The sequence below is a fragment of the Olsenella sp. Marseille-QA0557 genome (assembly GCF_965119725.1).
GTDB lineage: Bacteria > Actinomycetota > Coriobacteriia > Coriobacteriales > Atopobiaceae > Coprovicinus > Coprovicinus avistercoris.
Window position 1 is genome coordinate 595,765 of the sequence record NZ_CBCPMI010000001.1, and the last position, 23,824, is coordinate 619,588.

The 23,824-nt window shown below is 51.3% G+C and carries 14 protein-coding genes, 3 rRNA genes and 1 other RNA gene; 1 reads left to right on the forward strand and 17 read right to left on the reverse strand.

The features are described from left to right. Positions 1–158: 158 nt before the first annotated feature. Both ACQY6Y_RS02695 and ssrA read right to left on the reverse strand, forming a co-directional pair. Positions 159–1,373 carry an iron-containing alcohol dehydrogenase gene (locus ACQY6Y_RS02695; RefSeq protein ID WP_428378772.1) on the reverse strand — a complete coding sequence of 405 codons (1,215 nt, stop codon included), beginning with the start codon at positions 1,371–1,373 and terminating at the stop codon, positions 159–161. A 342-nt stretch (positions 1,374–1,715) separates the two neighbouring features. Beyond that, positions 1,716–2,084, reverse strand: a transfer-messenger RNA (tmRNA) gene (ssrA, locus tag ACQY6Y_RS02700). 191 nt (positions 2,085–2,275) lie between these two features. Here ssrA and ACQY6Y_RS02705 point away from each other — a divergent pair. Then, positions 2,276–2,788 carry a gamma carbonic anhydrase family protein gene (locus tag ACQY6Y_RS02705; protein ID WP_428378773.1) on the forward strand — a complete coding sequence of 171 codons (513 nt, stop codon included), beginning with the start codon at positions 2,276–2,278 and terminating at the stop codon, positions 2,786–2,788. Between the two features lie 123 nt (positions 2,789–2,911). On the opposite strand, the gene ACQY6Y_RS02710 is transcribed toward ACQY6Y_RS02705, so the two are convergent. From ACQY6Y_RS02710 to ACQY6Y_RS02780, 15 genes are all read right to left on the reverse strand, one after another. Next, on the reverse strand, positions 2,912–3,055 hold the full coding sequence (locus ACQY6Y_RS02710; RefSeq protein WP_428378774.1) for a rubredoxin-like domain-containing protein: 144 nt from the start codon (positions 3,053–3,055) through the stop codon (positions 2,912–2,914). Positions 3,056–3,160: 105 nt separating this feature from the next. Next, entirely contained in the window at positions 3,161–3,670 is a 510-nt protein-coding gene (locus tag ACQY6Y_RS02715) for a flavin reductase family protein (protein ID WP_428378776.1), read from the reverse strand. A 48-nt stretch (positions 3,671–3,718) separates the two neighbouring features. Further along, entirely contained in the window at positions 3,719–4,189 is a 471-nt protein-coding gene (smpB, locus tag ACQY6Y_RS02720; protein WP_428378777.1) for an SsrA-binding protein SmpB, read from the reverse strand. Next, the gene (locus ACQY6Y_RS02725) at positions 4,182–5,051 is read right to left on the reverse strand and encodes a hypothetical protein (RefSeq protein WP_428378778.1); all 870 of its coding nucleotides are present in this window, start codon (positions 5,049–5,051) and stop codon (positions 4,182–4,184) included. Before ACQY6Y_RS02725 ends, smpB begins: the two co-directional genes overlap by 8 nt. Positions 5,052–5,092: 41 nt before the next feature. Continuing rightward, complete coding sequence (rnr, locus tag ACQY6Y_RS02730) at positions 5,093–7,144, reverse strand: ribonuclease R (RefSeq protein WP_428378779.1); 2,052 nt, start codon at positions 7,142–7,144, stop codon at positions 5,093–5,095. Between the two features lie 76 nt (positions 7,145–7,220). Next, positions 7,221–8,141: a permease-like cell division protein FtsX gene (ftsX, locus tag ACQY6Y_RS02735; RefSeq protein ID WP_428378780.1), complete on the reverse strand. Its 921-nt coding sequence runs from the start codon at positions 8,139–8,141 to the stop codon at positions 7,221–7,223. Further along, positions 8,131–9,126: a cell division ATP-binding protein FtsE gene (gene ftsE / locus ACQY6Y_RS02740; RefSeq protein WP_428378781.1), complete on the reverse strand. Its 996-nt coding sequence runs from the start codon at positions 9,124–9,126 to the stop codon at positions 8,131–8,133. The genes ftsX and ftsE overlap by 11 nt, the downstream gene beginning before the upstream one ends. Before the next feature lie 178 nt (positions 9,127–9,304). Beyond that, positions 9,305–9,988 carry a transaldolase family protein gene (locus ACQY6Y_RS02745; RefSeq protein WP_428378782.1) on the reverse strand — a complete coding sequence of 228 codons (684 nt, stop codon included), beginning with the start codon at positions 9,986–9,988 and terminating at the stop codon, positions 9,305–9,307. 128 nt (positions 9,989–10,116) lie between these two features. Continuing rightward, positions 10,117–10,995 carry a YitT family protein gene (locus tag ACQY6Y_RS02750; protein ID WP_428378783.1) on the reverse strand — a complete coding sequence of 293 codons (879 nt, stop codon included), beginning with the start codon at positions 10,993–10,995 and terminating at the stop codon, positions 10,117–10,119. A 38-nt stretch (positions 10,996–11,033) separates the two neighbouring features. Continuing rightward, positions 11,034–12,161: a peptide chain release factor 2 gene (gene prfB / locus ACQY6Y_RS02755; protein ID WP_428378785.1), complete on the reverse strand. Its 1,128-nt coding sequence runs from the start codon at positions 12,159–12,161 to the stop codon at positions 11,034–11,036. 2 nt (positions 12,162–12,163) lie between these two features. Beyond that, positions 12,164–14,935 carry a preprotein translocase subunit SecA gene (gene secA / locus ACQY6Y_RS02760; protein WP_428378786.1) on the reverse strand — a complete coding sequence of 924 codons (2,772 nt, stop codon included), beginning with the start codon at positions 14,933–14,935 and terminating at the stop codon, positions 12,164–12,166. Between the two features lie 224 nt (positions 14,936–15,159). Further along, a complete protein-coding gene (locus tag ACQY6Y_RS02765) occupies positions 15,160–18,291 on the reverse strand; it encodes an AfsR/SARP family transcriptional regulator (RefSeq protein WP_428378787.1) in 3,132 nt (1,043 codons plus the stop codon). A gap of 359 nt (positions 18,292–18,650) precedes the next feature. Next, positions 18,651–18,765 (reverse strand): 5S ribosomal RNA (gene rrf / locus ACQY6Y_RS02770). Between the two features lie 87 nt (positions 18,766–18,852). Beyond that, positions 18,853–21,788: ribosomal RNA gene (locus tag ACQY6Y_RS02775) — 23S ribosomal RNA — on the reverse strand. Between the two features lie 215 nt (positions 21,789–22,003). Beyond that, positions 22,004–23,518, reverse strand: a 16S ribosomal RNA gene (locus ACQY6Y_RS02780). Together the 16S, 23S and 5S rRNA genes form the textbook arrangement of a ribosomal RNA operon. Between the last annotated feature and the right edge of the window lie 306 nt (positions 23,519–23,824).

The following is a 23,824-nucleotide window of genomic DNA, read 5'->3' on the forward strand; positions in this document are numbered from 1 at the left end:
TATTCTCTTAAGACAAAGCTCAAGGGGTGTTGGATTGTCCAACGCCCCTTTTTTAAAAGCTACAAAAGTACTGATTGTTAGATATCTTCCGATAGATACAAAAACGGCCGAGACTCGAAAGTCTCGGCCGTACATCATACTGTTAATTGCAGCAAGAATTAGAAGTCAACATCCACATCGTTGTAGACGCACTCGAGGAGCTTCTCCATCTCTTCCGGCGTCGGCTGGCGGGGGTTGGAGCCAGTGCAGGCGTCACCAATAGCGTCAACAGCAATGCGGCTCTTCTTCTCCTCGAACTCGGCGTAGTCGATGATGGACTCGTCGGCCTTTACGCCGCCCTTGCCGTAGTTCTTGATGCCCTGCGGAATGTCCAGCTTGTCGTTGAGGTCGCGGATCTCCTGTACGAGTGCAGCAACGAGCTCGTCCTCGGTCTCGCCGGGGAGGTGCAGGATTTCCTTGGCGATGTAGGCATAACGGCTCTTAGCGCGAGCATCCTTGGAGTTGAACTGGATGACCTTGCCAAGGTACATAGCGTTGGCGCAACCATGGATAATGTGGTCGCCGGTGAAGGCAGCGCCGGTCTTGTGTGCCATGGAGTGTACGATGCCGAGCAGGCCAGAGGAGAATGCAATACCAGCGATGCACTGAGCGTCGTGCATGTGCTTGCGTGCCTCTTTGTCGCCCTTGTAGGACTTGGGCAGCCACTCGACGATCTCGCGGATGGCATGCAGTGAATTGGCCTCAGTGTACATAGAAGCAGCGGTGGAAACGTAGGACTCAATGGCGTGAGTCAGGGCGTCCATACCGGTGTGTGCGCACAGCTTAGCAGGCATGGTGTAGGTAAGCTCAGGGTCAACAATTGCCACGTCCGGAGTAATCTGGAAGTCGGCGATCGGGAACTTAATGCCCTTAGCATAATCGGTGATGATCGAGAATGCGGTTACCTCAGTAGCGGTGCCGGAGGTGGAGGAAATGGCGCAGAAGTGAGCCTTGGTGCGGAGCTCAGGCAGGCCAAAGACCTTGCACATATCCTCAAACGTAGTGTCGGGATACTCGTACTTAATCCACATGGCCTTAGCAGCGTCGATAGGGGAGCCACCACCAATAGCAACGATCCAGTCAGGCTCGAACTCAGACATGACGGCTGCGCCCTTCATGACTGTCTCTACAGACGGATCGGACTCAACGCCCTCGATAAGCTTGACTTCGAAACCAGCCTCTTTGAGGTCTGCCTCGAGTTCCTGCAGGAAGCCACCACGACGCATGGAGCCGCCGCCGGTAACGATAACGGCCTTGGAACCCTTGAGGTTCTTCACCTCATGACGAGCGCCCTCGCCAAAATACAGGTCACGCGGGTTAGTAAAACGTCCCATTGTTTCCTCCTTCTGACCGCCTGCATAGGCAATCAAACCTTAAGGGCAAGCTGTTGCCTGCCCAAGTTGACGTTTACACGCATTGCGACACAAACTTCGGAATTGGAATCCCGAAACTATATTGTAATCTTCATTATGACGTTTTTATCCAAAACCTCCAGAGACTTTAGCTACCCCAGAGGCTTCGCCCTATTCCTCATGAGTTGATAAATTCGGCCAACAGTGAAAGTTCCGGCAGGGATGGCATCTGCCAAAATCTGCCAAAAATATCATAAGAAATATGAGATATACAAAGAAAACGCGGGCTTCTACCTGCATAAACATAGAAGCCCGCGGAAATGATGGTGGAGGCGCGGAGGATCGAACTCCGGTCCAAAGCAATCCCCTGGCAAGTGTCTCCAGGCTCAGTTATCGATTAGATCTCGAATGCATTATGCTCGATAACTGGCACGCCGCATTCCAGTTGGTTCAGCCTTAGCACACGGCATACCAACCACGTCCATGTGCGCAGCTCCCTAAAGTGACGTCGCCGCAAGAGCAGGAGCAACTCCCGCATTGACGGCCGCTATTCTAATTAAGCAGCAAGAGCCAGCTGAGGCTCATAAGAGTTATTGTCGTCAATTCAATTTGACGGTACCCCTGTTTAACGTGGCGAGGAGACCACGACCTGCTGCCCACCTCAGAACTACCCTGTCGAAACCAGTCGCCCCCAAAAGGAGGTTTGAAACCACCATACAAATATCAACGTACAAATGAGTTGGCAAACAAACTCCTGTCTGGGTAGTATACCCGCATATATCCATGATTTACAGGTCTTTATTGACATCCATTGCATCATGCGAGATCAAAAAGACCTATTCACAATTAAAGTTCTGTCGCACATCCAACGCTTGGGGCACCAAATGACACAGCCAGATAAGAAGACGCAAGAGATCACATCGGAATCATGGGTTGCCTCAAACGCAACCATCCAAGGAGATGTAACACTTAACTCTCAGGCAAACATTTGGTTTGGCGCAGTTCTAAGAGGTGACGAGGCACCTATCACCATTGGCGCCGGCACCAACGTGCAAGACAATGCCGTCATACATGTTTCGAAGGACTTTCCTGTTGTACTCGGCAAACACGTCACGGTGGGGCACGGCGCCATTTTGCATGGGTGCACCATTGATAACAGCACGCTTATTGGCATGGGTGCCATTGTGCTCGATGGCGCTCACATTGGCAGCAACTGTCTCATTGGTGCTGGCGCCCTGATAACTGAAGGAACAGTTATCCCCGATGGATATGTTGCTTTTGGAAACCCAGCGCGCCTTATCAGGAAATTATCACCAGAAGAAGCGGCTAACAATCTTTCAAACGCTATTCATTACATTGAACTTGCTGCTGCATCTTTGTCTCAATGGCAACAATAAAGCAATGGCAACAATAAAGCCTGCCATTTTTTGAATGGCAGGCTTTTACTACATCCGATTACAGAGCAACAGCGCTCGGTCTTCATGTGTTAAGCGCGAGCTCCGAAACCCTTGAGAACAGTCTTAGTCCTCGACGAGCTCAAACAGCTCAGGGCCAACACCGCAGGTTGGGCAAACATAGTCCTCGGGCAGCTCAGGGGTATCTACCGTTACCTCAAAGCCACAAACGGTGCAACGGAATGTATAGGTCTTCTTCTCGTCGCTCATAAGAACTCCTTCCTTCAGCCTCACGCGAGGCAACACTTCCTCTAGGAACAAATCTGGTTGCTATTTTTCATAGCTCTTGCCTGATGATACCCAGCCAACGTATTTCTATCCCTCAGGAATATAAGAAGATGCCTTGGCGGGTGTCTTTCCCTTAAGAACCGTATGGTAGTAGGTGTAGGTCATGGGCGCATCGTCAGAAAGCACTTCCGCGTCCACCACTTCTCCAACAAAGAGCGTATGTGTGCCAACATCAAGCGTTTGGACAACCTTGCATCCCAACATTGCACACGTACACTCGGTGGTATAAGGATCACCCAGTGATGTATGCTCACACGGAATGCCGCCAAACTTGTCGAAATCAACTGAGGAGCGGAATCCAAAACGGCCGATAAACATCATGTCAGCCTTCTCGCTCACAACAGCAAGAGAAAAGCTCCCAGCTTCACGAACAACAGATTCCGTATGGTTTTCTTTGTTGATAACAACCTGCACTTGCAGAGGCTCTGCCGTCAGTTGCATACCGGTGTTGATGAGACAAGCACCAACATCATCACCGTGTGAAGCAGCTACAACATACAGACCGGATGAAAATTTGAAGAGCGCCTTTGGATCCATAACCTGCCTCCCCTGAACCACCCAATACGTACAGCCTCTCTGTACCACCTAGTAGCGGTTCTTCTCCTTGATAGCACGACGAATCTCGCGATCAACATCTCTGCGAGCCATATCCGCTCGCTTGTCATAGAGCTTCTTACCCCTACAGAGCCCAATAAGCAGCTTGACTCGATTTTGTTCGTTGAAATACAACTCAAGCGGGATGAGCGCCATGCCTTTTGCTCTAAGCTTACCGTCAAGATAGTCAATTTGGCGACGGTGCAACAATAGACGGCGCTTTCTATCCGGATCAACGTTCCAAATATTGCCATGCGAGTATGGATGCAGGTGCACGCCATGAAGCCAACATTGTCCTCCGCGAATTAAGCAGAAGGCATCTGTTATCTGGCACGCACGCTCGCGCAGGCTTCTCACTTCTGTGCCACGAAGCTCAATGCCTGCTTCAAAAGTTTCATCAACAAAGTATTCATGACGTGCCGAACGATTTCGGGCAATAAGCTTACGCTCGCGCTTAGGCATGCGTTTCTGCCTCCTCATCAGTCTCATGAATGAGCTGGATAAGTGCGGATGCCGCTGGCGCACCAATAAGATCGCGTGCTCGAACCGTTAAATCGGTGGCAAGGTTCTTATCACCTGCTTCGGCTGCATCGGAAGCGCACATCAGCAAACAGACAGCAACCTCAGCATTTGCCCCTTCAGGTAAACCCTCTTCTGCCAAAATTTGCTGGGCACGTGCATCGTCAAGCGAATCGGGATCAGCGTCAGTTCCTTTTACGGCATCAAGCTCTGCTTCCAGTTGTTCAGAAGGCATCTCGAGTCGACGTGCACAGCGCAGACATGCAGCTCGAAGCTCCGCTTGTCCTGTCCGCTCATAATGGCGCGCAAAATTGAGGTATGCGCGCACAAGATGCTGTGCATTGCTCGCGCGCTCAAATACTGAAAAACTCAGAGCGAGAAACTCGCGCTCATCACCATTCGTGAGATAAAGATCTGCCAAGTTAAGCCTGTAGGCACACTCCATCGGGTTCCAGCGCACGGCCTGCTTGAGCGCTTCGGTGGCACGAGCATAATCGCCCAGACGCACACAAGCCAAACCTAAATCAGCATAAAGCCTATCCAGAGGTTCCCCCACGTCATACAGCTCGCGAGGGTCATTCTCAACACGTCGATAACAAAGGCGTTCAAAAATTGTTGGGAAACTAAACCACTGCACCTTATCCGTAGTATGACAATTTCTATCGACATACTCTTCAGCATCCTCAGCAAGTGAGGAAAGCAGTTTCTCCGCATCTTCATCTCGCCCTGCTACAAGGAGTCCTTCAGCACGGGTAAGATCATCGGCAAGCCCAGAATATGCTTGGTTTGCAACACCAGTACTCATATATGTCCCTTCTGCGCTCGTTTATCTGCGCATGTGTTTGCCTAGTGTAACCCACCCGGCACCCGACCAGTTGCTCCCCCGACCAGAGTGAGAGTGATTTTGCCGTGCGCGGGATCAGCATCCTCAATGCGTACAGCGACGCGTTGGCCAAGTCGCCACGTATGTCCATCGTGATCATTACGCAACAGCATGCGCTTCTCGTCAAACCTTATGCTGCCATAGGACATCAAGCGTATGGGCACAAGACCTTCGGCAAGCGTCTCTTCAAGCTCAACAAAGAGCCCGAATTTCTCAACACCTGAAATAACGCCTCCGCATACCTCTCCTATACGATCCAAATAAAAGCGCGCCAATTTTGCTCGCTGAGAAGCGCGTGCAGCGCTATCAGCTCTTCGCTCAAGTTCAGAGCAGGAGCGGCATAACTGCGGTAGATCTTTCTTTTTACCCTTTATGCCGACGCTTTTATCAACTCCCAGCAACGCTTTTATGCTGCGATGGATAACGAGGTCCGGATAACGCCTAATGGGCGAAGTGAAGTGACAATAGGCACGAGCTCCAAGCGCATAGTGACCCTCGTTATGAGGAGCATACACAGCCCGTGACTGGGCTCGCAAAAGCACCGATGTAACCAAACGCTCAGAAGAGGTATCTCGCACACGTTCGAGCACCGTCTGCACGACATACGGATCTCCAGCAGCGATAAGCTCCGATTCCTCGGAGTTTACAAGCTCAAGCTCATGCAGAATCACAAGAGCGCTCTCGAGCCTTTCTGCTATAGGAGGCTCATGAACGCGATACGCACTTGATATATCAGCCTGAGCCAACCGTTGAGCCACACACTCATTTGCGACAAGCATGGCCTCTTCAACAAGTGAAGTTGCATTTGTACGTTCGCGAATACGAACTCCTTGTGGCTCACCTTTTTTATCGAGCACAACTTTTGCTTCCGCGGTTTCAAAGTCAATCGAACCACGACGCTTGCGAATAATCCTGCGCTTCTCAGCAATTTTATCGAGCGTCATAAGCGCTTGGGCAATTTTTTCGCGATGAGTCGCATCACAGGTCAGATCTGACGATGTGCTCTTACCTTCGAGCAGCTTCTCTACTGAATCGTAATCCAAGCGTGCTTGTGAGCGAATCGCTGAAGGTGTTATTTCAAACGACTGCACTTCTCCGTCTAAGGAGAGGTCTATCAGCACACTCATGCAGAGCCGGTCTTCATTTGGGCGCAATGAACAAATATCATTGCTCAAACGCTCTGGCAGCATAGGTAAAACACGATCGGCTAGATAGACAGAACAACCTCTTGCCCGTGCCTCAATATCCAATGAGGAATCCTGTGGAACATACTGCGAAACATCGGCGATATGTACTCCAAGCGTATAGCCCTGATCAGTTATGTCCACAGACAACGCATCGTCAAAATCACGTGCATCCACAGGGTCTATGGTAAAGCAGCAGCCCTTTCGCAAATCGCGACGATACGGTTGGGCGGCAAGAACACCATCAACATCAAGGGTAAGTGCGTCCGTCTCTTTCAAAACACGCTCAGGAAAAGCGCAGGGTAAATTGTAAGACGCTATAACACTTTCAATATCAATATCTATTTCGTCGGATGCGCCAACACGCCGATCAAGTGTTACAACACCTGCTTCACGCCGCGTTGGATACGTCAAAATTCGCGCAACTACAAGATCTCCCTCTTTGATTCCCAAACGATCTGCGCTCTTATCATCGGGCAATACAAAGAAATCGCGTCGGATGCGTTCATCTAACGGGACAACAACACCAAGTGGAGATGCCACACCATAGGTACCCAAAAATGATTCACAGGCACGAGCCATTACCGACTGAACGTATGCACGCGGCTCTTGTGGCTGAGAGTAACTTGCATGACGAGAAAGCGTTACCCGCACCAGGTCGCCATCCATACCCTCACGGATGCCGCCGCGTGCAACATGGAATGTCCCCTCTTGTGTCTCCACGGTCGCCACGCCAGGGCGCACGATATGTAGAGTTCCCTCAAGGACAAGCGCACGTGACCGACGCTGTGATCCATATGCGCGTGAACGAGAATGTCTTTTTCTGCCCATGCGAGGTCCTCCAAAGATAAGAGGCGGCGCACCTTATGGCTGCACCGCCTCAGAAACTCAAATCCTGTACAAGGTATTAAACCTTGAGGTAGCGCCTCATTGCAATGAATGAACCGAAGGCACCAATGACAACGCCTGCCAAAATAAGCGCCGCATAGATATGCAAAAGCGAGCTCGTATCAACCGTAAGGGTAAGGAACGAGAGACTCTCTTCAAATCTTGGCAACACAAACGAGCAAAGCAGCTGTAAAGCACCAATGGAGAGCAGTGCGCCAAACAAAGCTTCAAGAACACCTTCGGTAAGGAAGGGCCCGCGAATGAAGCTATTTGATGCACCTACCAAACGTTCGATGGCAATCTCACGGCGACGAGCCGTAATGGCCAAGCGAATGGTGTTATTGATAAAGACAAATGCCACAAAGACCAGGAGTGCTACCAACACGATTGCAACAATACGGATATAGGCTGTCACGCTAAAGAGACGCTCAACGGTGCCTTGTCCGTAGAGGACTGAAGCAGACGCATCTTCGTCGTCAGCAACTGCCTGGAAGTCTGAATCAGCAATCAGCTTATCGGCGACGGCTGCCACTTCACGGGAGTCGTCGAGCTGAATAACGAGAGATGCGGGCACAGGATTGACGCCATCAAGTGCCGCAACAGCAGCCTCGGCATTGCGGTTTGACATTGTCTCGCGATACTCCTGAAGAGCCTCATCCTTGCTCTTATAGGTAACCGACTGAACGTTGTCCCACCCAGAAATCTTATCCTGAAGAGCCTCTACCGCACTCTGATCGGCATCATCGGAAAGAAATGCCTGAATAGTTACTTGGTCCTCCACACTTCCAACCATGTTGTTAAGCATGATCGAACCAATAGCAAACAAACCAATAATAAAGAGTGAAAGGAAAATGGTAACTACAGCACCCAAGGCCGTAGAGAGATTCCTCCGAAAGTGATGGCCTGCTTCACGCAGTGAATAACCCAAATTAGATGCCATAGTAGCCGTAACCTCCCCTCTCCTGATCGCGTACTACATGACCAGCCTCAAGAGCAATAACGCGCTTGCGCATAGAGTCAACCATTTCACGATCATGCGTAGCCATAAGAACTGTAGTGCCCGCACGATTAATACGCTCGAGCAGCTTCATGATGCCGAGCGAAATTGCCGGGTCAAGGTTTCCGGTCGGCTCGTCGCAAACAAGCAGTGGCGGACGATTGACCATAGCGCGGGCAACAGATACACGCTGCTGCTCGCCACCTGAGAGCTGATCGGGGTAGTTATCCATCTTCTCGCCTAAACCGACCAAACGAAGCACCTCAGGAACCTGAGCACGAATAACCGAACGCGGTTTGCCAATGCATTCGAGAGCAAACGATACATTTTCGTAGGTGGTCTTATCGGGGAGCAATTTAAAGTCCTGGAACACGCAGCCAATCTGGCGCCTCAAGAACGGCACCTTACGATTGCGCATATTCGTAAGGTCCTGGCCTGCAACGATAACTTGGCCATGAGTAGCCTTAAGCTCGCGTGTAAGCAGGCGAAGGAAGGTAGATTTTCCGGAGCCTGAATGCCCGACGAGGAAGACAAATTCACCCGGATAAATATCCAGGGTTACATCCTCAAGAGCAGGCTTATTAGGCTGCGCGGGATAGATTTTCGTTACATTTCTGAGTGAAATAACCGGATTTGATGAGCGGGGGAGCTCAGCTGAAGCAGCGTCCTGGAGAGGTGAAAATACGCTTGTAAAGCCCTCTTCACTCTCAACGATTTCTTCGGATTCTGATTCGACCTGCTCGTACTGAGCATCAAGAGCGGTTTGCTCGTCATAAACGAAGGGATCGGGAACCGACTGCTCGATGGCAGCAGGATCTGGGATATTTTGGATCGGAGCCACATTGTCAGGCTGTGCTGCTGGCTCTGCCGGATCCGGAATATTGGCCCATTCCCCTCGTTGCTCATCGTTGGCGAAATGATTTGCCACAAGAGCTCCTTTGTTGCGTTTATAGTACGGATACAATATGGATTCTAGCAAAGCATAGATGCTCTGCTCAGCGCAAGATCATCCTTCGCTAAAACAACGCCTCTCCGCAAAAATACGAAGAGGCGTTCACATTTCTTCTTACACAGGACAACTCGTGCCCAAGTTCACAGGACGGCTATTACTTAGCGCCGGTAACCTTTGCCCAGTCGGCAGCAAATCCCTCGAGACCCTTGTCGGTCAGAGGATGATGTACGCACTTCTTAAGAGCAGCAAACGGCACGGTTGCGATGTCGGCGCCCATGAGTGCAGCCTGGGTTACATGGTTAGGCGTGCGGACAGAAGCGGTGATAATCTCCGGGCCGCCCTCCTGCTCCCAGTAGCCATAGTCGTAGTTCTTTACGCACTCAACAACTGTTTGAAGCTGAGCAATGCCATCATCTCCGATGTCATCAAAACGACCAACAAACGGGGAGATGTAACGAGCACCTGCACGAGCGGCAAGAAGTGCCTGAGGAGCGGAGAATACGAGCGTCATGTTAACGCGAATGCCCTCTGCAGCAAGCGTGTGTGTTGCAGGAAGAGAAGCCTCGCAAATAGGAAGCTTTACCACGATATTGGGGGCAAGAGCGGCCAGACGACGGCCTTCTGCAATCATGTCCTCTGTGGTCTCAGCCGTTGACTCGGCAGAAACAGGCAGCCCTTCGCAAATCTCACAGATTTTGACCATGTGCGGCTCAAAATCAGCAAGGTTGCCACCCGTCTTGGAATACAGAGTCGGGTTGGTTGTAACGCCAGAGAGAATACCCCAGCTCGCCGCCTCCTTGATCTCATCAAGGTCTGCGGTATCGATGAAGAACTTCATGCCACTCCCCTTTGTCGTTTTGTTTACGCGAACAAAAGTACCTACTGGTATCTATACGTTAACTATACGCTGAAATCAAATAGAAATTTTAAGAGGTTGCACGCAAACTCAATAAACGGCAAACAACTTCACTGTTCGCCTAACTTACCAAAGCCCTGACCAAATGCTTCATGGACCTCTGAAATCACAACCAGCGCATCTGGATCCACTCTACCTGCAATATCTTTAAGTTGACCAAGTTCCGAACGTGTGAGAACAACAAGGAGAACAGGACGACTGTTACCCGACCAAACACCACGTGCTTGAAGCTCCGTGCAACCACGTCCCATCTCATACATAACTAGCTCAGCTATACGTTCGTGACGGCTTGAAATAACATATGCCATGCGCTCGGTGCTCGGACCATCCACCACCGCATCCAATACTTTAGAGCTCACAAACATGCAGATCATGGCATACAAAGCATTAGAGATTGAGAATACGGGAATCGAAAGAGCAATGACGGCGCCATCTACAACCGCTGCTGCCATGCCTACGCTTATAGCACCACCACGCGCCATAAGTTGGGCCACGATATCCGTTCCGCCCGTATTGCCACCGGTGCGAAAAACCATACCCAATCCAACGCCTGTGATTACACCGCCCCAAATGGCATAGAGCAACATGTCATCGCCCGTGAATACCGGCAGAACTGGAGCGAGAGCATCGACAAAAACATTAGAGAAGAAAATTCCTGCGAGGGTATATGCGAGGTAGCGTCGACTCCCTGTTTTTATCACTGGAATAAGCAGAAGTGCATTGGCAACAAGGCCTTGTAAGCCGATTGGGATGACAATCCCCATGCGCAGACCGACCGCATGAATAATGGTGGCAAGGCCTGTTATTCCGCCGGCAGCAAGCCCATTGGGTACCTGAAAACAGTCAACACCAACTGCAAAAAGCATAGATCCAATTGCAATTAATATTGCGTCGCGAACCTCCGTTACACCAATGGAATGAGCTTTCACGGCACCCGCCTCTCGCAACTACAAAGTCTCGGAACCTCTTACTGGGAGTTATCAGATGCGCGACTCCCAACTGCCCAACGATGATATGCGATAACAAACTGATCGAGATCACCGTCTTCAATCACGCCATCAACATCGCTTGTCTCGACACCAGTGCGCAGATCTTTAACCATTTGATAAGGGTATAAGACGTAGCTTCGTATTTGATTGCCAAAACCAATGTCGTGCTTGGGTCCACGAAGTTCATCTATTTCTGCTGCACGCCGTTCGAGCTCCATCTCATACAAACGGCTGCGTAGAATTTTCATTGCATAGGCTTTGTTTTGCAACTGACTACGCTCGTTTTGGCAAGTAACCACCGTACCGGTCGGCAGGTGTGTAATGCGCACAGCGGAGTCGGTGGTATTAACACCTTGCCCGCCATGACCAGAGGCATGATACACATCAATGCGCAGATCATTGGGATCGATATCTACTTCAACATCGTCAGGAAGGAGCGGAAGCACCTCTACACCCGCAAAGGTAGTCTGGCGACGTTTTTTCTCATCTGTTGGAGAAATACGCACCAGGCGATGTACACCATGCTCAGAGCGCAGCATGCCGTAGGCATTCATGCCTGATACCGTAAACGTAGCGCGATCAATACCGATAACCTCCGCAGGAGGAGCATCGTTAACCGTTACGTTCCAACCACGACGCTCGCAGTAGCGCAAATACATATGGAAGAGCATGTCACACCAGTCTTGTGCCTCAAGACCACCTTGACCTGGTGTAACTGTGACAATCGCATCGCCATGATCGAGCTCATCGGTAAACCAGCTTGCCACCTCAAGTTCTGATAAATCGTGGTCTAAGCGATCAGCCAGACTCTCTGCCTCTGCGAGAAGCTCATCGTCTGCCATCTCTTCACTTAATTGAAGGGCTGCTTCTGCGTCCTCAAGCGTAGCAGCAGCCTCATCAACATCGCGTACGCAGGATCGCATCTGTGCAAGTCGCTCCATAGTGGCACGAGCGGCTTCCGCATCATTCCAAAAATCAGCCTGCGCGCTCTGAGATTCCAGTTCAGCCACTTGTGAGCGGTTTTCTTCAATATGAAGATAGCTAGAAACTTCCTGCAGGCGACCTCGTAAAGCTTGAAGTCGCTCGTCCATCGTCTGCACTGCCATACCTATCTATTCCTGCCGTGGCAATTCTTAAATTTCTTTCCACTTCCACATGGGCATGGATCGTTACGTCCTACCCCTACATATGGGTCGGGATCGTCTGCTTTGCGATAGGTACGTGGCTTTCCAGCAGAAGGAGTTGGAGTCTTACCGGCACTTTCTACTGCTTTGGAAGCCGCTTGTTTCGCTCGAGGAGCGCTGACGCGACGCAGCGTTGAGGCGCCTTGATCCCCATCCACATCTGCCGGACCTGAATATGTCGCCTTAGAGAAGCCCTCATCCCCGGCAGGCTGCTCAGGAGCTATGGCAATTTCGATACGCAGGATAGTACGCAGGAAATCCTCATACATCGTGCTTACAAGCTCGCTAAAAGCTTGGTAGGCTTCGCTCTTATACTCAACGAGCGGATCACGCTGGCCAAAACCTCTGAGACCAATACCAGTCTTGAGATAATCCATCTCCTGCAGATAGCTCATCCAACGGGTATCGATAACACGCAGCATGACTTGCGTAGAGAGTGTTGCCATGATCTCATTGCCAAGACGAGCAGCCTTATCCTCATAGCAACTAAATACAAAGTCATCTACAAGATCGACCAGCTCATCGTGGTCGAGATTCTCATCAATTTCTGGAATGTCCTCACGGCCAGTGAGTTCATGCAGCCACTTCTCAAGACCCTTGTAATCCCAGTCTTCTGGCGAAGCTTCTGCAGGGCAGAAGTTAGCTACCTCACGCGCGACAGTATCGGAAGTGACGTCCGACACATGCTCGGTTAAGTCCTTGCCATCCAGAATCTTATTGCGCTCTTCGTAGATAACCTGACGCTGCTTATTCATAACGTCGTCGTAGTCCAAGACATTCTTACGCATTGAGAAGTTGATTTCCTCAACCTTGCGCTGCGCACTCTCAACTGCCTTGGAAACACGCTTTGATTGAATAGGTTCGTCAGGCGGCATGCCAGCGCGTTCCATCCATTCGGCGATATGATCCATTCGCTCACCGCCGAACAGACGCATAAGATCGTCTTCAAGCGACAGATAGAACTGCGTTTCGCCGGGATCTCCTTGACGGCCCGAACGACCACGCAGCTGGTTATCGATACGGCGACTCTCATGACGTTCGGTACCAATAACGCAAAGACCACCAGCGGCTATAACATGTTCACGTTCAACTTCACAGGTCTTGCGTGCTTCTTCAAGTGCCTGATTGAGCTGTTCTTCAGTAGCCTCTTCTGGATCGATACCCTCTGCACGCAGTAAGTCCTGCGCCAAGAAGTCTGGATTGCCTCCGAGCAAAATATCGGTACCACGGCCAGCCATGTTCGTGGCGATAGTAACCGCTCCCTCTCGGCCCGCCTGTGCGACAATAGCCGCCTCACGCTCATGGAACTTTGCATTCAGCACGCTATGACGGATACCGCGTTTGTCCAGAATTCGCGAGAGTCGCTCGGAATTCTCAATCGAAACAGTACCAACCAGGCAAGGTTGACCTTTAGCATGACGGCGCGCGACATCATCTGCAACCGCCTCAAACTTGTAAGGAATTGATCGATAGACCAGATCGACATGATCCTCACGAATTACTGGCTTATTAGGAGGAATTGCCTGAACTGGCAAGTTATAAATCTCTCTAAATTCCGCGTCTTCGGTCATAGCCGTACCGGTCATACCAGCAAGCTTGTCATACAGACGGAAGTAGTTTTGAAGCGTGATAGTAGCTAAAGTTTGATTTTCCTCACGTACAAGTACGCCCTCTTTAGCCTCAATTGCCTGATGCAAGCCTTCTGAGTAACGGCGACCTTCCATGATACGACCGGTAAACTCATCAACAATCTTTACTTCACCATCGACAACAACATATTGCTGATCGCGATGGAACATATATTGTGCTTTTAATGCCTGCTGCAAATGGTTTACCAGCTGACCAGACATATCGGCATAAATGTCATCAATACCGAGATTTCGCTCGATTTTGCGCAAACCTTCATCAGTGGCCGTAATGGTATGTTTGGCCTCATCCATCTCATAATCTCGGTCAAGCACCAAGCCACGCACAGCCCGAGCAAAGTCTTTATAGGTGCTCGCGGACTTTGTACCTGCGCCTGAAATAATGAGCGGGGTTCGAGCCTCATCGATAAGAATGGAGTCGACCTCATCCACTATTGCATAGTGATGGCCACGCTGAACACGAAGGTTAGCACGCGTCACCATGTTGTCACGCAGGTAGTCAAAGCCAAACTCTGAGTTTGTTCCGTAGGTAACGTCGGCAGCATAAGCCGTGCGCTTCTCTGCTGGCCTCATGCCGTTCTGAATGAGGCCAACCTTCATCCCCATAAAGCGATAGATTTGGCCCATCCACTCACTGTCGCGCTTGGCAAGATAATCGTTCACCGTGACGATATGAACGCCTTTGCCATCAAGGGCATTGAGATAACCTGCGAGGGTCGAAACCAATGTCTTACCTTCGCCTGTTTTCATTTCGGCGATCATGCCCCGATGAAGAGCAATACCGCCGATAATTTGCACGTCAAAGTGGCGCATGCCTGTTGTGCGCGCTGATGCTTCACGCACAGCCGCAAATGCTTCAGGCAGCAGATCATCCAAGCTCTCTCCGTTAGCCAGTCGCTCACGGAAAAGCTCTGTTTGACCCGAAAGCTCCTCATCGCTCATAGCCTCAAAGGTAGGGCCGAGGTCATTGACATGCTGTGTTATCTGTTCAAATTCCCTGAGCTCCTTATCTGAACCAACCGAAAGAAGCCTTGAGAAAAATCCTGCCATAGTAATCCTCTAGTCGCATCCATAGGCCGTATCCCTATATGGCCCAGTGCCGTGCAACCTCTTACTCTAACGATTGCAACGCCGCGCGCACAGTCCACCGTAAGCCATCATGATAATTGCGCAGTTCTCACATCATTTACGTACCCTTTATGGCATAAAAGCTAATCTTTCCTTTTCAGCATTATGAACGATTTGGATGCTTCAGGTGCTCCTCCGTTGCGTTGCTAAGCGGACCTCTTCCGATGTGGTTTTACCATTGATTCGGCTTCTTTCATAAGGTGTCGCATGCTGCTTGAAGGTGGCAGACCAGTTACTTCTATCAAACCTTGTGCATAGCGCTCGTATTCACGATGTGCTTCAACGGTTCTTCCCTGCGCAAATAATGCTTTTAATTCAGCTTCTATCACGTCTTCACGCAGACTATCGGCATGATGCGCATTTCGGGCAAACCACTCTGCTCGGGTTGGAGAACCCTGTCGCAAAGAAGCCTCTGCTCCTTCCACCATCACATCAACAAATCTTCTGCGTTCCTCTTCTCTTCTTGCCTGCATAATGCCCGTTGCATCGCCCATGGCCACGAGATCCCCTGCGTAAAGCTCTCGCACGTTTAAACATTTTTGGATAGTGATGGCATCATTCTCAACATGAGAAAGGGCATGATCGCATGACTTTTCAAATTCATCTATATCGCACGTTACGTTAGCCATATTGAGCCAAAGCCTGCCATCAGAACCCTCTATATATCCACCTGGCGCTGAGGATTGGCCCAATGCTTTTCTTAACGCACCAAGCGTTACATAGAGGCGGTCTCTCCCAACAAGATAATCGCAGTTAGGCCATAGTGCTGACACAGCCTCTGCCCTTGTCATTGCATGTCCTTCAACCACAGCAAGTAAGGCCAACAAGACCTTTGCACCTTTGCGCTTCCATGCCGATTCTGGAATAGGCGTATCACCCTTGAGAATCTCAAAACCTCCCAACATATTGATGCGAAGAAGCGGCATGCCACCAGAACCAGACGCCCTCACGTGCGTCTCCCGCTGTTTGAGGCCGGATGGTTTTGTCTCTTTGTGTCCGGAATTTCTATTCTTATCTTCCTTCGTGTGCGCTGGCGCATTGTGGTCTATGAGAGCTGCCCTCCATCTCGTTGGAAGCGCATGAATAAGGGTCTCTGATACCATCCCTTCCATCTGTAATAAAGCCTTGAGCACAAAGACCCATTCAAGAGGTAACCGAACTGTGCGCAGCCGAGAAGCGCTGTGTGCAAGATCTTCTGCATTGCTTCTCACTAACGCCGATAAAACCCATTCAATCGGACCTATCTCCTTGTCATGCCATGACACATCTTCTGTTATGTCAGCAATTGGTCCCTTTATTTCATTGCCGAGGTTTATTTCGATTACCGAGGCAATCAATGCTGCCTGTCTCCAAAGAAAGCGAGCGTTAGCCTTCTGAGCAAGTTCTGCTGCCTTTTGACAGCGCACAAACGCACGCACCTTGGCTCCATCAGTAATATCAGCTACAGCACAGGCTATTAGCAGTGCAGAAGCGAGGACGTTTTGGCCAGTGCGCTCAAACACAGCAATAGCCCTCTCGACATCCGTCGTATCTGTTGAATCCCTTTGAACAAGACAGAGCGCCTGATGTATAAGAGTGCGTGTCTCCAATACCTTTTGTAAGAGCGTTCCCTCATTTATATGAATGGGGTTAGAAAACGAACAAAGCCCTTTTTCTTGCTCACCGACAAGAGTTTGAACTGCCAAAAAGTCAGACTCCAACATCATGTAGTAGATTGGCAACTCACGCGACTGTTTTTCTTCATATCGAATATCTGCTATCGCTTGCAATGCAATCTGCAATGCGTACTCATACTTGCCCTGAAAGAGGCTTGCGATGATAGTCGCGTGCTCAGCAAATATTTTGCTTATTGGATCCTTGGCATTATTTTGCGAATACTCCTCCAGGTTTTGTAGAACGGAGTAGCTCTGGGTATTCAGTTCTCTCGTTACAATTTTTGACGCAACTGCCATACGAACTTGTTGAACAAGAACCTGCTCTTCCTCTTCATTTGCAGCTGGAAGAGATCTCTCAATTTTCGCCAGAGTATTCCAATCGTTTTCAGCCCATGCAAGTGCTGCTTCAGCAGCATAGCGCCCTATCACCGCGGATCTAGGTGAACGTACTTCGTGCATTGCTAATGCTTTCTTTATAAGGCTCGTTTCTCCCACGCCCACAAGGTCAAAAGGAGCCGAGAAAGCAAGGGTTCTAATTACAGCATTTCCGCCCAGTCTTCTGGCTATAAGTGTTGCTCGGGTATAGTCCCCTTTTCTGGATAAGTGCATGACAGCATTTGCGACAACATTGAAACGGCCTTCTGCGGTTTTAGTTAGCACGGAAACACAGCTGTTTAAACTTTCAGGCGTAGCTGGATACACACATTTAAAAGTATTTGTATCAAAGCTCATATTAAAGAGAGGAGCATTATCAATATGGATTCCAGAAAACCCGTTCTCTAAACCGCCAACCACCTCAACTGCATCGTCAATTGTTCCGCTTCCAAGCAATATCATCGCAAGTCTGAGCCGAAGATCATCATCCGATAACGACGGCCGTAAAGACTCCGCAATTAAAGAACGAGTATACGCGGCAAAGCTCGATATATTTGTAATATGAGATGGCTTGAGTGTTTTTAAGCTCTCTGGATGACTTTTCAATACTTCGATAACGGTAGAAACTAGATCACTTATCCCCTGTGTAGATGAAAATATCTCCTCAGAACTGCAAGGACAATCCTCAGGAAGCAACCCCTCTATATCATGAAGAGAAAATCTCAGAGCACTGTTTCCTAGAATGACAGCATCAGGCAAATATGTGAGGATGCGAGAACATTCAGGACGAATAACAAGCGCACATGAAACCCCATCACTCAGAGCGGTTGCAAGTTCTGAAACAAAATTCTTCGCTTCTTTATCGCTCGTAACACAAGGGCAGTCCAAAGCTATAAGGCGAGATTCCTTTGGTGATTTTATTGCACTTAAAACATGCTTATGCAAACCTGCAATCACTTCATCATAAGTAAGAGTATGAAAGTTTCCAAAGCTCACATACGCACCGCGAGAGCGCCACAGAGACGCAACCAAACGGAGAACAGCATCCGCACCCATACCTGGCTCACTCACAATAACAAGAGCTTTTCCAATGGAATGAACCGAGAAGAAATCGGAAATCAAGTTAACCAATCGCTCTGGTATGAAAGCTGATGACTCGTACTTTAGGCCCTTGTCAGATAAAGGTCGAAAAGAATAGTTTGAACTGTCATTGTGTCTAACAGATTCAACAGCAGCATCAAGGTCCATATATAACCTCCCCATATGAACTGGATACACACTGAAGGTGATACCTTCATCCTGGGGTTATTACTACTGTAAAAAGTTAGAAAGTTCAATCTATTTGTTAGGTTTTAGGGATCATATGTGAACTATTAGACCAATTATAAATACAGCTTATATCCCTAACTAGGATAGATGCAGCTAAAGCATCGCAGTTACAAGCAAGCACAAATACATAAGTAATTGTTAGAAAACAGCATGAAAAGCTGATAAGATGCAGCCGAAAATAGAGCAGAAAGAAAAGACGAACCTCTCCCTCACGCCCTCTCTCTATACAAAAACACCCTCGATGTCGAGGGTGTTCATATTTTCGAATGTCGCTTGCGGGTCGGCGGCGCCCTGCTCTCCCACGATCTAAACCGCAGTACCATCGGCGCGGGGTGGCTTAACTTCCGGGTTCGGTATGGGACCGGGTGTACCCCACCCGCCAAAACCGCCGACCCGCAAGGGACATTCGGCATATGCTGTTTTAAACCGCACCCTGAGGGCCGCACAGCGCGTAGCTAAGAGGTTCTTGAGAAGAAAGCTTAAGAGAAGAGCTCGGCCGATTAGTACCGCTCGGCTGAGGCAGTTGCCTACCTTACACCTGCAGCCTATCAAACTCGTAGTCTACGAGTGGCCTTACCAAAAGGAGAACTCATCTTGGGACTGGCTTCCCGCTTAGATGCCTTCAGCGGTTATCCAGACCGGACGCAGCTACCGGGCAATGCTGTTGGTCAACAACCCGTACACCGGAGGTCCGTCCACCCCGGTCCTCTCGTACTAGGGGCAGCCTCCCGCAATTCTCCTACGCCCACGGAGGATAGGGACCGAACTGTCTCACGACGTTCTGAACCCAGCTCGCGTACCGCTTTAAATGGCGAACAGCCATACCCTTGGGACGTGCTCCAGCCCCAGGATGCGATGAGCCGACATCGAGGTGCCAAACCTTCCCGTCGATGTGGACTCTTGGGGAAGATCAGCCTGTTATCCCCGGAGTACCTTTTATCCGTTGAGCGACGGCCGTTCCACGCCGGGCCGCCGGATCACTAGAGCCTGGTTTCCCATCTGCTCGACCTGTACGTCTCGCAGTCAAGCCTGCTTGTGCTCTTGCACTCAAAGGGACGGTTGCCGACCGTCCTGAGCAGACCTTACGCGCGCCTCCGTTACTCTTTAGGAGGCGACCGCCCCAGTCAAACTACCCACCAGACACGGTCCCCACGCCCGATTAGGGCCGCGGGTTAGGATGCCAAGGCGCCGAGGGTGGTATTCCAAGGGCGACTCCGCAGGGGCTGGCGCCCCTGCATCACAGTCTCCCACCTATCCTCTACACGACGCCCCAGCAGCCAATGTCTAGCTGCAGTAAAGGTTCACGGGGTCTTTCCGTCCTTCCGCGGGTAAGTCGCATCTTCACGACTAGTGCAATTTCACCGGGTCCATGGTTGAGACAGTGTCCAAATCGTTGCGCCTTTCGTGCAGGTCGGAACTTACCCGACAAGGAATTTCGCTACCTTAGGACCGTTATAGTTACGGCCGCCGTTTACCGGGGCTTAGGTTCGCTGCTTCTCCCAAAGGATAACAACTCCCCGTGACCTTCCGGCACCGGGCAGGCGTCAGACCCTATGCGTCGCCTTACGGCTTAGCAGAGTCCTGTGTTTTTGATAAACAGTCGTTTGGACCTCTTCACTGCGGCCAGACCTAGCTCGGGGGGCACGCCCCTCCACCAAGCCCGGCTCCCCTTCTCCCGAAGTTACGGGGTAATTTTGCCGAGTTCCTTAACCATGGTTTTCCCGATCGCCTTGGTATGTTCTACCCATCCACCTGTGTCGGTTTGCGGTACGGGCTCCTAGAGACTGCCTAGAGACTTTTCTTGGGAGCATGGGCTTACCGACTTCGCTTAAGTGCTTCGTCCAGCGCCTCAGCCGTCACGTGGAGCGCATTTCACAACTCCACAGCCTACGCGCCATCACGGGGACGTCCAGAACCCCGCTCGGCTACCCTCCTCCGTTATCCCTTCGGTCATAGCGTCTCGTCGGAGGTGCAGGAATGTCTACCTGCTGTGCATCGACTACGCCTTCCGGCCTCGCCTTAGCTCCCGACTGACCCTGGGGGGATTAGCCTCGCCCAGGAAACCTTGGATTTACGGCGGAGATGTTTCTCACATCTCTCTCGTTACTCATGCCAGCATTCTCACTTCCGGCCGGTCCACGCAGGGTCACCCCATACGCTTCACTCCAGACGGAAAGCTCCCCTACCAATGGATATTGCTATCCATTCCGCCGCTTCGGCGCCATGTTTAGCCCCGTGTATTGTCGGCGCATGTCCACTCGACCAGTGAGCTATTACGCACTCTTTAAATGGGTGGCTGCTTCTAAGCCAACATCCTGGTTGTCTGAGCAGACGCACATCCTTTGCCACTTAACATGGACTTAGGGGCCTTAGCGGGCGGTCTGGGCTGTTTCCCTTTCGAACACACGGCTTAGCCCACATGTTCTGACTCCCGGGGTAAAGACCTACGGCATTCGGAGTTCGGTTGGAGTTGGTAGGCGGTGAGGCCCCCGCGTCCATCCGGTGCTCTACCTCCGCAGGTAAGTTGCCCGGGGCTAGCCCTAAAGCTATTTCGGGGAGAACGAGATATCTCCGGGTTTGATTGGCCTTTCACCCCTATCCACAGGTCATCCCCCCAGTTTTCAACCTAGGTGGGTTCGGCCCTCCACGGGGTCTTACCCCCGCTTCAGCCTGCCCATGGATAGCTCACCCGGCTTCGCGTCCACGGCCCGCGACTAAAACGCCCAGTTAGGACTCGCTGTCGCTACGGCTCGCTTCGTGGCTTAACCTCGCCACGGACCGTGACTCGCTGGCTCATTCTACAAAAGGCACGCCGTCACACCTTAGAAGGTGCTCCGACTGCTTGTAGGCGCACGGTTTCAGGTACTATTTCACTCCCCTCCCGGGGTGCTTTTCACCTTTCCCTCACGGTACTTGTTCGCTATCGGTCACTGGGTAGTACTTAGGCTTGGAGGGTGGTCCCCCCTGATTCCCACCGGGTTTCACGTGTCCGGCGGTACTCGGGTACCTGCTGACATTGTTTGACAGTTCGCATACGGGGCTGTAACCCTGTTTCGCCGGCCTTCCCATACCGTTCTGCTCCTGTGAAACAATGCGCGATAGCAGGCCCCACAACCCCGGCAGCGCTTACGCTACTACCGGTTTGGCCTCATCCCCTTTCGCTCGCCACTACTCGGGGAGTCTCGGTTGATTTCTCTTCCTCCGGGTACTTAGATGTTTCAGTTCCCCGGGTTACCTTTCTCTGGCTTATGTGTTCGGCCAGAGAATCACAGGAAATGAATCCTGTGGGGTTTACCCATTCGGAGACCCTCGGATCAAAAGGTATGTGCCCCTCCCCGAGGATTATCGCAGCTTGTCACGTCCTTCATCGGCTCCCAGTGCCAAGGCATCCACCGTGCGCCCTTATCATCTTCTCTTACAAGATCTGATGATCTTGGGTATACACACTATTGTTTTGTTGATTTATCAACAAATAGATGCGATCTTCGCAGAGAAATAATTCTCTTAACTATCACGCTATGCGGCTCTCAAGGTGCGCGAGGGCGAACCCTCGGGACCGAACACTGCTTCCGAAAAATTGATTAAAGACATCGACAATACTGGATCTGATGTTTCTAAAGATGCTCTCTAGAAAGGAGGTGATCCAGCCGCACCTTCCGGTACGGCTACCTTGTTACGACTTCACCCCCCTTACCCTCCACACCTTCGGCGCCTCCCTCCCTTGCGGGTTGGGCCGGCGACTTCGGGTGCAGACGACTCGGGTGGTGTGACGGGCGGTGTGTACAAGGCCCGGGAACACATTCACCGCGGCGTGCTGATCCGCGATTACTAGCAACTCCGACTTCGTGGGGGCGGGTTGCAGCCCCCAGTCCGAACTGGGACCGGCTTTAAGGGATTCGCTTACCATCGCTGGTTCGCAGCCCGTTGTGCCGGCCATTGTAGCACGTGTGCAGCCCAGGGCATAAGGGGCATGATGACTTGACGTCGTCCCCACCTTCCTCCGGCTTGACGCCGGCGGTCCCGTACGGGTGCCCACCCGAAGTGCTGGCAACATACGGCAGGGGTTGCGCTCGTTGCGGGACTTAACCCAACATCTCACGACACGAGCTGACGACAGCCATGCACCACCTGTGTGCGCTCCTCTCGGCCACCGGGTCTCCCCGGCTTCACGCACATGTCAAGCCCTGGTAAGGTTCTTCGCGTTGCTTCGAATTAAGCCACATGCTCCGCTGCTTGTGCGGGCCCCCGTCAATTCCTTTGAGTTTTAGCCTTGCGGCCGTACTCCCCAGGCGGGACGCTTAATGCGTTAGCTGCGGCACGGAGGGATCGTCCCCCCCATACCTAGCGTCCATCGTTTACGGCTGGGACTACCAGGGTATCTAATCCTGTTCGCTCCCCCAGCTTTCGCTCCTCAGCGTCAGTGATGGCCCAGAAAGCCGCCTTCGCCACCGGTGTTCTTCCCGATATCTGCGCATTCCACCGCTACACCGGGAATTCCGCTTTCCCCTACCACACTCAAGTCCACCGGTATCGGGGGCGGACCGGGGTTGAGCCCCGGGATTTGACCTCCGACCTAATGGACCGCCTACGAGCGCTTTACGCCCAATGAATCCGGATAACGCTCGCCCCCTACGTATTACCGCGGCTGCTGGCACGTAGTTAGCCGGGGCTTCTTCTGCAGGTACCGTCACTTTCGCCTCGTCCCTGCTGAAAGCGGTTTACGACCCGAAGGCCTTCATCCCGCACGCGGCGTCGCTGCGTCAGGCTTTCGCCCATTGCGCAAGATTCCCCACTGCTGCCTCCCGTAGGAGTCTGGGCCGTGTCTCAGTCCCAATCTGGCCGGTCGGTCTCTCAACCCGGCTACCCATCGTCGCCTTGGTAGGCCGTTACCCCACCAACAAGCTAACAGGCCGCGGGCCCATCCCTCGCCGTCTGGGCTTTGCCGTACAACCCATGCGGGAAGTACGGATTATCAGGTATTACCCCCGGTTTCCCGAGGCTATCCCTGAGCGAGGGGCAGGTTGCCCACGTGTTACTCAGCCGTTCGCCACTTTATACACACCCGAAAGTGCTTTAATCGTTCGACTTGCATGTGTTAGGCGCGCCGCCAGCGTTCATCCTGAGCCAGGATCGAACTCTCCGTTCAAAATACCGTTCTTACAAGAACGGAATAAAAAACGTTTTAAAATAAGTTAATCGTCAGGCTCCAGCTTATACGCTGTCGATTCTTCGGATTCAAAAGAAATAAGACAGGGTAAAAACCCTTCTTATCTGCTTGAACTCTTAGCTGTCTTTAACAACTTCTCAGTTACAGTATCCGGTTCTCAAGGTTCGCGGCCGTCGGGCTTGCCCCGCGGCGCGAGAAATGACTATACGCACGCCAAGCCTCGGCTGCAAGTGAGATCGAGGATTTAGCGCTTGTCTACACATTTCCTACATAATTGGACTGTCT